This is a genomic window from Micromonospora sp. NPDC000207 (assembly GCF_040300925.1).
Lineage (GTDB): Bacteria > Actinomycetota > Actinomycetes > Mycobacteriales > Micromonosporaceae > Micromonospora.
Map to the genome: position 1 here is coordinate 1 of NZ_JBEPEQ010000134.1, position 13,639 is coordinate 13,639.

General features: G+C 72.5%; 12 protein-coding genes. 5 read left to right on the forward strand and 7 right to left on the reverse strand.

Translation table 11 applies throughout. The annotated features are described in order from the left end of the window. From ABT336_RS24135 to ABT336_RS24150, 4 genes are all read left to right on the forward strand, one after another. The coding region (locus ABT336_RS24135; RefSeq protein ID WP_350899340.1) for a glycosyltransferase family 4 protein at positions 1-1,041 on the forward strand (1,041 nt) is incomplete at its 5' end. 225 nt (positions 1,042-1,266) lie between these two features. Beyond that, positions 1,267-1,926, forward strand: a complete 660-nt coding sequence (locus ABT336_RS24140; protein ID WP_350899342.1) for a response regulator transcription factor — start codon at positions 1,267-1,269, stop codon at positions 1,924-1,926. A gap of 114 nt (positions 1,927-2,040) precedes the next feature. After that, positions 2,041-4,161 carry a M14 family zinc carboxypeptidase gene (locus ABT336_RS24145; RefSeq protein WP_350899344.1) on the forward strand — a complete coding sequence of 707 codons (2,121 nt, stop codon included), beginning with the start codon at positions 2,041-2,043 and terminating at the stop codon, positions 4,159-4,161. 91 nt (positions 4,162-4,252) lie between these two features. Continuing rightward, a complete protein-coding gene (locus ABT336_RS24150; protein WP_350899346.1) occupies positions 4,253-4,936 on the forward strand; it encodes a fasciclin domain-containing protein in 684 nt (227 codons plus the stop codon). Between the two features lie 103 nt (positions 4,937-5,039). Here the strand turns inward: ABT336_RS24150 and ABT336_RS24155 are convergent, their stop codons facing one another. From ABT336_RS24155 to ABT336_RS24170, 4 genes are all read right to left on the reverse strand, one after another. Then, the gene (locus ABT336_RS24155) at positions 5,040-6,323 is read right to left on the reverse strand and encodes a citrate synthase (RefSeq protein WP_350899348.1); all 1,284 of its coding nucleotides are present in this window, start codon (positions 6,321-6,323) and stop codon (positions 5,040-5,042) included. 330 nt (positions 6,324-6,653) lie between these two features. Then, positions 6,654-8,735: a sulfatase-like hydrolase/transferase gene (locus tag ABT336_RS24160; RefSeq protein WP_350899350.1), complete on the reverse strand. Its 2,082-nt coding sequence runs from the start codon at positions 8,733-8,735 to the stop codon at positions 6,654-6,656. After that, positions 8,732-10,150, reverse strand: coding sequence for a class I SAM-dependent methyltransferase (locus ABT336_RS24165; RefSeq protein WP_350899352.1), 1,419 nt, complete (start codon positions 10,148-10,150; stop codon positions 8,732-8,734). The genes ABT336_RS24160 and ABT336_RS24165 overlap by 4 nt, the downstream gene beginning before the upstream one ends. A 15-nt stretch (positions 10,151-10,165) precedes the next feature. Continuing rightward, positions 10,166-10,315 carry a hypothetical protein gene (locus ABT336_RS24170; protein ID WP_350899354.1) on the reverse strand — a complete coding sequence of 50 codons (150 nt, stop codon included), beginning with the start codon at positions 10,313-10,315 and terminating at the stop codon, positions 10,166-10,168. Positions 10,316-10,515: 200 nt separating this feature from the next. Between ABT336_RS24170 and ABT336_RS24175 the strand changes: the two genes are divergently transcribed. Beyond that, complete coding sequence (locus ABT336_RS24175; RefSeq protein ID WP_350899356.1) at positions 10,516-10,914, forward strand: VOC family protein; 399 nt, start codon at positions 10,516-10,518, stop codon at positions 10,912-10,914. A 45-nt stretch (positions 10,915-10,959) separates the two neighbouring features. Here ABT336_RS24175 and ABT336_RS24180 read toward each other — a convergent pair whose 3' ends face one another. The 3 genes from ABT336_RS24180 to ABT336_RS27605 are packed head-to-tail and all read right to left on the reverse strand — an operon-like array spanning position 10,960 to position 13,342. After that, positions 10,960-11,718: a helix-turn-helix domain-containing protein gene (locus ABT336_RS24180; protein ID WP_350899358.1), complete on the reverse strand. Its 759-nt coding sequence runs from the start codon at positions 11,716-11,718 to the stop codon at positions 10,960-10,962. Positions 11,719-11,748: 30 nt separating this feature from the next. Next, on the reverse strand, positions 11,749-12,978 hold the full coding sequence (locus ABT336_RS24185) for a bifunctional glycosyltransferase family 2/GtrA family protein (RefSeq protein ID WP_350899360.1): 1,230 nt from the start codon (positions 12,976-12,978) through the stop codon (positions 11,749-11,751). Between the two features lies 1 nt (position 12,979). Continuing rightward, on the reverse strand, positions 12,980-13,342 hold the full coding sequence (locus ABT336_RS27605) for a mannosyltransferase YkcB-related protein (protein WP_502891255.1): 363 nt from the start codon (positions 13,340-13,342) through the stop codon (positions 12,980-12,982). Between the last annotated feature and the right edge of the window lie 297 nt (positions 13,343-13,639).

Sequence of the window (13,639 nt, forward strand, 5' to 3'; positions counted from 1 at the left end):
AACCACACCCTCACCCGCGCCGCCCTGCGCGCCACCGAGGCCGGCGCCTACGACGTGGTCCACGCCCACGACTGGCTCGTCGCCCACACCGCGATGACGCTGCGTGACCACCTGGACATCCCGCTGGTGAGCACCATCCACGCCACGGAGGCCGGACGGCACCAGGGCTGGCTGCCGGAGGAGATGAACCGGACCATCCACGGGGTGGAGCAGTGGCTGGCGAACGAGTCCGGCCGGGTCATCGTCTGCTCCGGGTACATGCGCGACGAGGTCGGGGCGTTGTTCGGGGTGCCGACCGGACGGGTCGACGTGGTGCCCAACGGGGTCGAGACCCACAGGTGGCGGGTGCCCACCTCGGCGGTCGCCGCCGCCCGGTCCCGGTTCGCCGGGGACGGTCCCCTCGTCACCTTCGCGGGTCGGCTGGTCTACGAGAAGGGCGTGCAGCACCTCATCGCCGGCCTGCCCCGGCTGCGCGAACGGCACCCGGGGCTGCGGGTGGTGATCGCCGGTGACGGGCCGTACCGGGCGGAGCTGGAGGCGGAGGTCCACCGGCTCGGTCTCGGCGGGACCGTCACCATGCCCGGTTTCCTGGGCGGCACCGACCTGCCGGCGATGATGGCCGCCTCGGACTGCTTCGCGGTGCCGAGCATCTACGAGCCCTTCGGCATGGTGGCCCTGGAGGGGGCCGCTGCGGGGGCGCCCCTGGCGGTGGCCGCCACCGGTGGACTGGCCGAGATCGTCGAGCCCGGGGTCACCGGGATGACGTTCGCGCCGCAGGACCCGCACGGGCTCACCGAGGCGGTGCACGCGCTGCTGTCGGACACCGAGCGGGCTCGCCGCCTGGCCCGACGGGCCCGGAGCATGGTGCACGAGCAGTACGGCTGGACCGCTATCGCGCACCGGACCGCCACCGCCTACGCCACAGCGATCAGTCAGGACGCCGCCTTCACCGCCGAGCGGGCGAACCGGCAGATGACCCAGGGTCGGGCGCTGCCCCCGGTGGGTGCGGGCAACCTCCTGGCCGCCGCCGGCCTGCGCTGAGCACCGGTCGGTCCCGGCGGCGACGCGCACCGTCGCCGTCGGGACCGACGTGTCCCGACCCGATCGACGCCCCGACCGGTACGCCGAAGGCTGTCCGAACGTCGCCACACGCTGTCGGCACGGCCCCCACTGCGGTTACGATCTTGTATCCGCACTGGTCAGGCCTGTTCTGATCCGACAGACTCGCATGGACGGCGACCGGGACGAGGTCCGAGGGGGTTGCGGGTGCGGGTGCTGCTGGTGGAGGACGACCTGCGCGTGGCCGCTGCCCTCTCCAAGGCCCTGCGACGCCGGGGACACCAGGTCGTCGCGGCGATGACCGCCGCCGAGGCGGTCCGGGCCGACCCTGTCGACCTCGTCCTGCTCGACCTCAACCTGCCCGACCGGGACGGGTTGGAGGTGTGCCGACGGATCCGCCAGGTCGACGAGGACGTCGCCATCATCGCCGTCAGCGCCCGGGCCGAGGAGTACGACCGGGTCGCCGGGCTCCGGGCCGGTGCCGACGACTACGTCGTCAAACCGTTCTCGATGGTGGAGTTGCAGGCCCGCATCGAGGCGGTGATGCGTCGGACCACCCGCAGCACCCGGACCACGAGCGCGTCGCTCCAGGTCGGGACCCTCCGCATCGACCTCGACGCCCGCCGGGTCTGGGTGGCCGAGCGGGAGGTCAGCCTGGCCCGTAAGGAGTTCGACCTGCTGGTGGCGCTGGCCCGGCAGGCGGGGTCGGTGGTGCCCCGGGACCGGTTGCAGCTCGACGTCTGGCAGACGACCTGGGCCACCCGACACAACCTCGACGTCCACGTCGCGGCCCTGCGCGGCAAGCTCGACGACGCCGGGCTCGTCGAGACCGTCCGGGGCGTCGGTTACCGGCTACGCGCCGGGTGAACAGGCCGTCAACCTCAGATGATCCTCAAGAATCCCAGGTGACGGGCCCGTGACGGGTCGGCCGGGGGTGTGCTGTGCGTACCCCCAGCCATTCCTCCTGTTTGGAGATCCCCTTTGAGATACAGACGGACAACGGCCGGTGTGTTCTCCGCCCTGCTCGCAGGCGTGCTCGCGGCGACGGCGGTGCCGTCGCAGGCGCACGGGCAACTGCCCGCCCTCCTGCAGCAGGCGGAGCCGAACCAGGTCCAGGGCGTCTCGGTCGTCCAGGGTGACGGCTTCGCCACGCTCTCCTGGACCCACGTCGACGGGGCGACCGACTACCAGATCGAGCGGACCCCGGTGGCAGCGGACGGGACCGCCACCGGCAACGCCGTGGTCGTCGGCATCTGGCGCCCGAACCGTCAGATCAACAACTCCGAGCCGACCTTCGCCGACGCCGGATTCGCCCCGGGCAACAGCTTCCAGTGGCGGGTCCGGGCCCGGTTCGGCACCGAGGCCCAGCCGTACTCGGCCCCGGTCACCGGCACCGCCCGCGCCCACTGGGGCGACCCCGCCGTCCCCGGCCAGAACCTGCGGACCCAGTGGGAGAACACCCTCGGCGCGCAGTACACAAGCGACGTCAACGAGTACGCGTACACCGCCGCGATCGACGAGGGCAGCGACCGGGTCCGGGTGGTGGAGATCGGCCGCACCCTGCAGAACCGGCCGATCAACATGTTCGTCATCGGCTACCCCACCCCACCGGCGACCCCGGAGGCGGTGGCCGCTACCAACCCCCTGCTGGTCAACTGCAACGTGCACGGCAACGAGCCGGGTGACCGCGAGGGCTGCCTGATCCTGGCCCGACAGTTGGCGTTCACCGACGACAGCACCACCCTCGACCGGTTGTCGAAGACCACCATGCTGATCGTGCCGACCCTCAACGGCGACGGTCGGGCGACCGGCAGCCGGGGCAACTCGACAGGTCAGGACCTGAACCGGGACTACTCGCTGATCCGTCAGCCGGAGACCCGGGCCTTCGTGGAGATGATCCGCGACTACCGGCCGATCGCCGGTTACGACGGCCACGAGTACGGCAACTCCAACACCGGTGACCTGCCGATGCTGCCGCCGCGACACCGCAACGTCGCGCAGGGGATCTTCGACGAGTCGCAGAACATGATCGAGGGCCACATGTACACCGAGGGCGCCAAGGACGGCTGGTGGGCCTGCCCCTACAGCTGTACCGGGGCGAACGTGGGGTTGGGCGAGGAGACCATCCTGCGCAACACCCTCGGCCTGAAGAACGTTGTCAACTCCCTGCTGGAGCTGCGCAGCGCCGGCGGCCCGACCCGGCCGGACGAGAGCAACACCGCGAACAACCGTCGGCGCAAGACCTACTCGTCGCTGTGGACGTTCAACCAGTTCCTGGCCTACCACAGCGCCAACGTCACCAAGATCACCACCGCCCGGTCGGAGGCGATCAGGTTCCAGTCCGCCAACGAGGGCCGGATCGTGTTCCGGGGCTCCCACGAGGTCAAGGCCCACCCCGCCCCGCACCCGGGCGAGAACCCGCCGCCGGTGGACGCCCCCACTCCGAACCGGATCCTGGAGCAGGCACCGTGCGCGTACCGGCTGACCGAGGCGCAGTACAACGGTGAGCGCACCGACGGCCCGGCGGGTCAGCGCACCACTGTGGCCCAGCGGCTCGCCGCCCACGGCTGGAAGGTGATCAAGGTTGCCGACGGCTACCTCGTCCCGCTCTCCCAGCCCGAGCGGGGCCTGGTCCCGCTGCTCCTCGACGAGCAGGCAGTCGAGGGCCTGGTCGCCGGTGAGCGGATCGCCCCCACCCTGACCGGCACCCGCAACGGCCAGCTCGTCGTCTCCGGCGTCGCCTGCCTCGACGGGGCCACCGTCCGGGGTCCGGTCCGGGTCCAGCCCGGTGCCACCCTGATCGTCAACGGCAGCTCGATCAACGGTCCGGTGGACGCCACCGGTGCCGCCGGGTTCGTCCTGACCGACAGCACCGTCAACGGTCCGGTCCGCGCCACCGGCACCCAGGGTCCGGTGGTCGTGGTCGGCAACAAGCTGTCCGGCCCGGTCGACGTGGTCAACAGCGCGGGTGTGGCCCCGCTGGTGGCCGGCAACAGCGTCAACGGTCCGCTGAGCTGCTCCGGCAACTCGCCGGTGCCGACGAACATGGAGGTCGCCAACTCCGTCACGGGGCCCAAGCGCAGCCAGTGCGCAGCGCTGTGACCTGCTGACCTCGACCTGACGACGGGTACCGGCAGGTCGGCCCCGCGCCGGCCTGCCGGTACCCCCTTCCCGGCAATCGAGTGGAGAACCCGTGTCCGACACGCTCATCCCCGGTCCCGCGTCCGGGGCCGCTCACCGGCGGCCCGCCCGGGCGGTGGTCGGCCTCGCCCTGTCCCTGCTGATCGCGGTGGCCGGGTGCACCGGCTCGCCGGAGGCCGACTCCGGCCCGGCGGACCGGGCCGCCGACAGCACCCCGGTCGCTGTCACCGGTCCCCTGTGCGACGTGCTGCCCTCGGGGACCGAGCCGGGCAACCCGAACTCCCTGGCGGACCAGTCGCCCGGGGTGGCCCTCACCTGGATTCCGGTGCTCACCACCTTCGAGGCGGCGGTACGCGCCACCGGGATGGCCGAGGAGCTGTCGGCCGCCGGGGCGATCACCGTCCTGGCACCGACCGACGACGCGTTCCGGGCCAAGTTCTCCACCGAGAACGTCGACCAGCTGCTGCTCAAGGAGACCGAGACCCTCCGGGGGCTGCTGCGGGAGCACGTGCTGACCGGGGCGTACCCGGTCGCCGACCTGGTGGCCGCCGGGACGGTGACCACGCTCGCCGGTACCCCGGTGACTGTCACCTCGGCCGAGACGGGGGCGCGGGTGGCCGACCGGGCCGACACGGTCTGCGCCGACTACCAGGCGACGGGCGCCCGGATCCACGTGATCAACAAAGTGCTGGGAGACCTTCCCGACACCGCCCACGAGGAGGAGCACCACCACTGATCCGTCCGGCCGGGCGGGCACCCTCCCCGGCCGAGGCGTCGAACGGCACCGGCCGCGTACCCGATCGGGTACGCGGCCGGTGCCGTCGGACGTGGTGTCGCTCTCAGCGCTCCCCGAAGGGGGTGTAGGACCGCTCGGCGGAGCCGGTGTAGAGCTGCCGGGGACGGCCGATCTTGGTCTCCGGATCGCCGATCATCTCACGCCACTGGGCGATCCAGCCCGGCAGCCGACCGAGGGCGAACAGCACCGTGAACATCTTCGTCGGGAAGCCCATGGCCTTGTAGATCAGGCCGGTGTAGAAGTCCACGTTCGGGTAGAGCCGCCGGGAGACGAAGAAGTCGTCGGCGAGGGCGATCTCCTCCAGCTGCACGGCGATGTCCAGCAGCGGGTCGGCCACCTCCATCCGCCCGAGGACGTCCTGGGCGGCCTCCTTGACGATGGCGGCGCGCGGGTCGTAGTTCTTGTAGACCCGGTGGCCGAAGCCCATCAGCTTGACGCCGTCCTCCTTGTCCTTGACCTTGCGGACGAAGGACTTGACGTCGCCGCCGGAGGCCTGGATCTTCTCCAGCATCTCCAGGACCGCCTGGTTCGCCCCGCCGTGCAGCGGCCCGAACAGGGCGTTGACCCCGGCCGAGACCGAGGCGAAGAGGTTGGCGTTGCTGGAGCCGACCAGTCGCACGGTCGACGTGGAGCAGTTCTGCTCGTGGTCGGCGTGCAGGATGAACAGCATGTCCAGCACCTTGGCCATGACCGGGTCGACCTCGTAGGGCTCCGCCGGTACGCCGAAGGTCATCCGCAGGAAGTTGTCCACGTACCCGAGGGAGTTGTCCGGGTACAGCAGGGGCTGGCCGATCGACTTCTTGTAGGCGTACGACGCGATGGTCGGCACCTTGGCCATCAGCCGGACCGTGGACATCTCCACGTGTTCCTTGTCGAACGGGTCCAGGCTGTCCTGGTAGAAGGTCGACAGCGCGCTGACCGCCGAGGAGAGCACCGCCATCGGGTGGGCCTCGCGGGGGAAGCCGTCGAAAAACCGACGCATCTCCTCGTGCAGCAGCGAGTGCCGGCGGATCCGCTCGGTGAACTCGGTCAGCTGGGTCTCGGTGGGCAGCTCACCGTAGATGAGCAGGTACGAGACCTCCAGGAAGGAGGACTGCTTGGCCAGCTGCTCGATCGGGTAGCCCCGGTATCGCAGGATCCCCGCATCACCGTCGATGTAGGTGATGGCGGAGGAGCAGGAGGCGGTGTTGACGAAGCCCGGGTCGTAGGTGACGAGCCCGGTCTCCTTCAGGAGTTTGCTCACCCCGACGCCCGGGGGGCCCTCGACCGCGTTCTGCACAGGCATCGAGAGCTGCCCACCCGGGTGATCGAGCTTGACTTCCGTCATGTGGTTCCTCGCTTCGCCGGCAGATCTTTTGAATTGCCTTCGCTTTTACCGTAAACACGGAGGCAGAGATACCGCTTGCCGCGGATCGGGGGTGAGGCATGCGTCACCCCATTCCCGACCGGTATGATCGGAAAACCTCTGTCCTGCGAAGCCCCGACAACAGTGGAAACCTTGGAATACCCGGCCCTCGGACGGAAAACCTTCGGACCGCCCGGCGGCGGGCTCGCTGCGGACGGTGGTCGTCAGGCCACGCGAAAGCTGCCGGCAGAAACGGATGAACGGTGACATGTCGTGTGATCGTGTCGGGCTATCCCGGCACCGCTGGAACCCTCAGGACAGGGCCAGCCGGCGCAGCGCGCCGTCGGCGTCCACCCGGTAGACGTCCAGCCGGTTGACCCCGGCGACGAACAACCGGTCGTCGGGCATGAAGGCGGCGAAACGCCGACCATCCGGATGCTCGGGAACCACCGGGACGACAGCCGCGATCCGACCGTTGACGGCCACCGCCAGCAGGGTGCCGTCGGGGACCCCGTCCGGCACCGTGCCCCACACCAGCGCGGGCAGCCGACCCTCGTCCGGATCGACGGCGTCGAACGCGTCGAGGCCGACCACCCGGGCCTCCTGCCCGGACTCCGGCACCTCACCGACGGTGGTGCCGACCAGCGGGTGCGGCGGCGACACCAGTGGTACGGCCGGCACGCCGCCCGGGATGGTCACCGCCTGGCCGGGACTGTCGTAGAAGCGCTTGTCGGTCCGGTCCCGGGGCGTCTGCCGGGCGGAACGCCCGTCCACCGGCCCGGGAAGCCGGATCCCGACCTCGTCGGCGATGGTCGGCAACAGGTCGACGTGCTCCCAGTTGCGTTCGTCCACGCGCCCCACCCGCTGCCCCGGTGTCTTGACGAACAGGGGCACCCCGGCCACCTGCCCCGGTTGGGCCCGCAGGGCGTCCAGCCCCCGACCCTGCACCCCCTGGGTGAAGCTCACCCCGTGGTCGGCGGTGACCACCAGCAGGGAGTCGTCGTACAGGCCCCGCTCGCGCAGGGTCCGCAGCGTCTCCCCGATCAGCCGATCGGTGTACCCGAGCTGGGCCAGGTGCCGCTGCCGGGCCAGGTCCACCCAGCCGGCACCCTCGTTCGGCAGCTCGTCCGGCGCGTCGTACCGGGCCCCGGAGGGCAGGTACGTCCACGGCGCGTGCGGCATCAGCAGGTGCAGGAAGTGCAGCGTCGGCCTGTCGCTGGGACGCAGGTCGTCGAGGAAGGCGGTGAACCGGGTCGGTTGGCTCTCGTTGAGCCGGTCCCAGCGGAACTTCGGATCGGCCGGAGCCGCCTCGGCGGCGTCCACCGCCACCTCGGCACTGCTCGGTTCCCGATACGACGCCTCCGGGTCGATCCGGCTGTCCTGCGGGGCGACGATCTGCCCCAGCAGGTCGGCGCTGCGCCGGGTCAGCACCCCCAGCCCCTGCTCCGGGCGGACCGGCTGGTCGCAGCGGCTGGGCGGGCAGAGACGGGTGATGCTCTCCTGCGCCCGGACGTCGTACCACCCGCCGAGGGCGGTGAACAGGTTGTCCGGGTACCGGGAGTAGTGCGGGGCCGCCGGCACCGCCGGGTAGCGGCCGGTCAGCATCGCCGGCAGCGCGTACGGTGTCCACCCGCTGACCCCGGAGGCGGCGGGGTACCACGTCGACCCGGCGGCCAGCTCGGCGAAGTGCGGATAGCGGTCGGCGTCGATCCGCCCGTCAGCGCCGAGCAGGCTCACCAACGGAAGCTCGTCGAGGACCAGCAGGACCACCGCAGGACGGGGGCCGGAGCCGTGGGCCTGCCCGGCCGCCCCGACCGGGCCGGTCGGCAGCACCACCGCCGAGGTCGGCGAGACCAGCACGAAGAGCGCGACGAAGACCACCGGCCCGAGCGCGGCCACCCGCAGGACCCGCCCCAGGACCGCGAACCGCCGGTGGGCGTACGCCGCCGCCGCGCCGACCAGCACCGCCGCCACCAGCAGCGGCACCCCGCGTACCGGGGTGACGTGCCGCCCCACCTGGACCGCGAGCGCGGCCACCAGCAGGCCGACCAGCAGCGTGTGCGTACCGGCCCGGACGGCTCGCCCGGCCACCCGACTGACCGCCCCGACCAGGCCGAGCGACACGGTGGGGACCAGGGCGACCAGCGCCACCAGTGCGGCCACCTCACCGGGGGAGGCCCCGTGGAACAGGAAGAAGTCGGGGCTGCGGCCCAGGACGTCGAGCAGCGGTTGGGTGACCACCAGGCCGACCAGGGCGGTGACCTCCAGCAGGCGGCGGACCTCGGCCCGCCATCCGGCCCGCCGCCCCTCGCCGGGGCGGTGCTCGGGCGTCGAGGGCCCGTCCGGGTCGGATCCGGACGGGTCCGGGGCGGTCGGGCGGACCGGACCTGTCACACCGCCACCTGGTACAGGGTCCGGGTGCCCGAGGGCAGTTCCCGTTGCCGCTCGATGCGCCCCCGGCGGGTCAGGAGCGCCTCGAAGGTCGTGCGCCGGTAGTCGGGGAAGAGCCCGTCGGGCTTGTTCGCCAGCAGCCGACGGGCCATCGGGTCCTCCGGGTGGACGAACTCCACCACCAGGCGTCCACCCGGGACGACACAGCCGACCAGCCAGTCGAGGACCTCCGGCAGCGGCACGTTGCGCCCGAGCGCGAGGTGGTGCACGACGGCCAGGGCGAGGGCGACGTCGGCGGTGGCCCGGTCGGCGAAACCGGCCCGCTCGACGCCCCGCCACCCGCCCCCCGGCGAGGGGTCGGCCAGATCGGTCACCACCGGCAGGATCCGCCGTTCCCCCTCGGCGCGCAGCGTCCGGTAGAGGGCGTCGACCACGTCCGGGTCCTGCTCGACGGCGACCACGTACTCGGCGTGGCGGGCGGCGATCCGGGAGTACCTGCCGTCGTTGGCGCCCAGGTCGAGCACGAGGCCCGGATACCCGGCGGAGGCCAGCGCGGTGTCGACGAACCCCTCCTTGGCCTCCCGGTCGGCACCGGAGTACCCGCAGGTGCGCTGGTAGTCGGCCCAGTGTCCGGCCGACGGACGGTGGTCGAGGCGGCGCACGAGGCGCTCCATCCCGCGTACCGTCGCCAACGCCAGGTCCCGGGAGTACCCGGCGGCCCGCAGTTGGGCCCGGACGTCGGTGGTGCTGGCCTCGGCGTTGCGGGCCTGCATCGCACCGTGCAGGTGGACGTGGGCCGGGACCCCGCGCAGGAGACGGCGGGTCCCGGTGAACAGGCGGCGCATCTGGTCGGCCTCGATGCCGTCGACCTGGGACCGCAGCCAGGGCCGGAAGTCGAGGCCGAGATGGGCGGTGACGAGCAGCGGATAGAGCAGGGTCTGACAGAACTGCCGGTAGCCGGCCCACGGCTCGCCGTCGCGGACCGGCTCGAACGAGCCCACGTCGATGAAGACCGGGCTCGCCCCCCGCCACTGGAGGTTGTACGCCGACCCGTCCTTGGTGGTGAACCCCGCCGACAGGGCCGAGCGCAGGATCTCCAGGTGCAGCAGGGCCGCGTCGCGCAACATCCCGAACGACCACTCGTACGGGTGGGAGACGAAGGGGATCCGCTCGTGCCGCAGGACCGTGGCCCACCGGCTGCCGGTCGGCACCCGGACCGGGTCGACCGCCTCGGTGGGGCAGATCTTCCCCTCGGCCAGCAGGGCCGGGAAGAACTCGGTGGCAGACAGGGCCAGCCACTGCTGCGCCGCCGTCGGGTCCAGGCCCCGCAGGACGTCGCCGCCGTGGTAGAAGACCTGGTTGCCGGGGTCGCGGAAGGACCCGGGTTCGGTCCGGACCGACATGTCGGAGATCGCCATCGTCCCCGCCCCTGGTCAGTTCCGGTCGGTGCGCTGCCGGCGGAACCGGTCGACGAGTCGCCGCCAGTAGAGCTTGCCGGCCACCACCACCCCGGCCGCCCCGCCGACCACCGCCTGCACGATCAGGCTGCCGGAACCCGCATCCAGGTAGGCAAGGTCGATCACCGTCCGCTCCCTCCTGCCGTCGCGCCGATCCGACGCCGCCGATGCGCCGACGTGCACGATCTGCCCCGTCAACGACCTTTCATCTCTTTAGTACGTTACGCGACGGTTTGCCTGCTTGGGGCGACACCGGTGGACTCCCTCGACCGGGTTGTCCGTTTCGTTCAAGACCGACCGACCGGACCTCGCCTAGCGTCGTCGACATGACACCGCGACTCGACATGATCGGCATCGTGGCCACCGACATGGCCCGCGCCCTCGACTTCTACCGCCGCCTCGGCCTGGACATCCCGCCCGGAGCCGAGAACCAACCCCACGTGGAGGTCACCCTCCCCCACGGGCTCCGCCTGGCGTGGGACACCGCCGAGGTCGCCCGGTCGGTCGACCCCGACTGGTCCCCGGGGCGCGGAGGCGGGGCCGCCCTGGCGTTCCGCTACGACACCCCGGCCGAGGTGGACAACGGGTACGCCGACATGACCGGTGCCGGGTTCACCGGCCACCGGGAGCCGTGGGACGCCCCGTGGGGGCAGCGGTACGCCGTCCTCCGCGACCCGGACGGCACCACGGTTGACCTCTTCGCACCCCTGCCCACCACCGCCTGAGAGACGGGCACCCCCTCGGACCCGGGGTCACCTCCCCGGGCGAGGTCACCGTCCCAGCAACACCCGGGGCGGCACCCCCGCCAGATCCCGGACGTCCCGACCGAGGTGCGCCTGGTCGGCGTACCCGGCGCGGGCCGCCACCTCCGCCAGGGGCGTACCGGTGCGGGCCATCGCCAGCGCCCGCCGCATCCGCAGGATCCGGGCCAGGGTCTTCGGGCCGTACCCGAACAGGCGGCGACACCGCCGGTGCAGGGCCCGCGCGTCGAGGCCGACCTCGGCGGCGGTCGCGGCCACGCTCGTCCCCGTCGCCAGGCTGGCGGCCACCCGGAGCCCGACCGGATCCGGCCCGTCGGCCCGGTGGAGCCGGTCCACGGCGACCGCCTCCAGCGCCCGGGCCACCCGGCCGAGGTCCACCGGGGGACGGACCGACCCCGGCCACCGGCCCGGGTCCCCGCCGACGGGCCGGGGTGGGGCCCCGACCGCCGACGCGGCCACCCGGTCGGCGGGTCCCGCCCCCCACAGGTCGGCCAACGGCACCCGCCGGTCGCGTAGTTCGTCGGCGGGGACCCCGAGGACCGCCGGTCCCACGCCGGGCGGCAGACGCAGGCCCACCCACCACTGCCCCGGCTCGTCGGGGCCGAGGTGGGCGCGCCGGTCCGGACCGGCCACCAGGAGACCGGACCGGCTGGACCAGATCAGGTCGAGGCAACCGTCGGGAAGGACCCTGACGGTGTCGGCGTCGGCCGGCGACGCCCTGGTCCACAGCACGGCCCCGGCGATCCCGCAGCGACGCTCCCGATACACGCCTTCGGAGTCTGCCAGGCGCGGCCCGGCTCAGACCCGTTCGTGGTGCATGACCAGCCGGAGCACGACGAAACGCAGCACCGTGGCGGCCAGGTTCGCGGTGACGAGGACCGCCAGTTCCACCAGGCGGGGGCCGTCGGTCGACACGGCGTGCAGGACGGCCAGGGAGCCACTGGTCAGTCCCAACCCCAGGGCGAAGGCGAGCAACCCGTGCAGGTGGTGGCGGACGGTGTGGCGGCGACCGGTGATGCCGAAGGTCAACCGCCGGTTCGCCGCCGTGTTCGCCACCGCCGTGACCAGCAGCGCCACCAGGTTCGCCGCCTGCGGCCCGAGAACCATCCGACCGCCCAGGTAGAGCAGCAGGTAGGCGAGGGTGCTGGCCACTCCGACACCGGCGAACCGGGCGAGCTGACCGGCCAGCCCGGCGGGCACCCGACCCCGGGGCCGACCCAACGGTGACCGGCCGAGCCGGTCGCGCAACCCGGCCAGGGGCAGCGCCCCGGTGAGCAGTGCCCGCCCCAACCGGGCGATACCCCGCAGGTCCGCCAGGGCGGTGGCGACGATGTCCACCCGGCTGTCCGGATCGTCGACCCAGTCCACAGGCACCTCGTGGATCCGAAGCCCGGTCCGCTGCGCCAGCACCAGCAACTCGGTGTCGAAGAACCATCCGGTGTCCCGGACCAGCGGCAGCAGTTCCACTGCGACATCGGCCCGGATCGCCTTGAAACCGCACTGCGCGTCGGAGAACCGGGCAGCCAGGGTGCCGCGCAGCAGCAGGTTGTAGCCCCGGGAGATGATCTCCCGTTTGGCTCCCCGCACCACCCGTGACGTCGCGGCCAACCGGGTCCCGATGGCCAGGTCGGAATGGCCGGAGATGAGGGGCGCCACCAACGGCAGGAGGGCGGCGAGGTCGGTGGAGAGGTCGACGTCCATGTAGGCCAGCACCGGTGCCGGTGAGGCCGACCAGGCCGCGTGGAGGGCCCGCCCCCGTCCCTTCGCCGCCAGGTGCAGGACGCAGACCTCGGGCAGGTCGGCGGCGAGGCGGTGCGCCACCGCCAGGGTGCCGTCCACACTGGCGTTGTCTGCCACGGTGATCCGGAACGGGTACGGCAGGTGTCCGGTCAGGTAGGCGTGCAGCCGCCGTACGCAGGGGCCGAGGTCGGTCTCCTCGTTGTGGACCGGGACCACCACGTCGAGGACGGGGGTCGGAGTGTCCGTCCGGGCAACCGGGATCGCCCGCGACTCTTCAGCGCCGATCATGTCAGCCCTCCCTCGTGCCGGTCAGGTCGTACAGGGTGACGCCGTCGACGGTCTCGGCGGTGAAGTTCGCCGCCACCCACCCGGCGATGTCGCCGGAGACGTCGCTGCCCCCGATCGCGTTGAAGCCGCCCCCGCCGAGGAAGTAGTGGATCCGTCCCTCGGCCACATACTGCTGAAAGCGGGCCAGGGTGGGCGACGGGTCGCTGCCGTTGAACCCGCCGACGGCCATCACCGGACGGCCGGTAGCCAGCTGGTATCCGGAGGCGTTGTTCGAGCCGACGGTGGCAGCGACCCAGGTGTAGGAGTCGGCATCGACGGTCAGCAGGGTACGCAGCTCCTCGCTGGGCTCCCGGGCGTCGAGCAACCCCCCGGCGCCACCTCGGGGCCGCCCGCCCCCCGGGCCCGGCCCGCCGCCCGGGGGTGATCCGTCACCTCGGGGTGGCCCGTCACCCGGGGGTGATCCGTCACCTCGGGGTGGCCCGTCACCTCGGGGGCGCCAGTCACCTCCGACTCGGCCGTCGTCGCCGTCACCGTCGGTCGGCCCGTCGCCGCTACGGGCGCCGAAAGCACCGGCGGGCCGCTCACCGATGCCGGGGAAGCCGCCCCCGGGGCCGCCACCGGGTCCGAATCCCCACCGCCGGACCGTCCACGCGGGGCGGAT

Bases quoted from the DNA above. Each gene is read 5' to 3' on its own strand.
- ABT336_RS24175 (WP_350899356.1), top strand. From the start codon at position 10,516: ATGACACCGCGACTCGACATGATCGGCATCGTGGCCACCGACATGGCC.
- ABT336_RS24165 (WP_350899352.1), bottom strand. From the start codon at position 10,150: ATGGCGATCTCCGACATGTCGGTCCGGACCGAACCCGGGTCCTTCCGC.
- ABT336_RS24185 (WP_350899360.1), bottom strand. From the start codon at position 12,978: ATGATCGGCGCTGAAGAGTCGCGGGCGATCCCGGTTGCCCGGACGGAC.
- ABT336_RS24155 (WP_350899348.1), bottom strand. From the start codon at position 6,323: ATGACGGAAGTCAAGCTCGATCACCCGGGTGGGCAGCTCTCGATGCCT.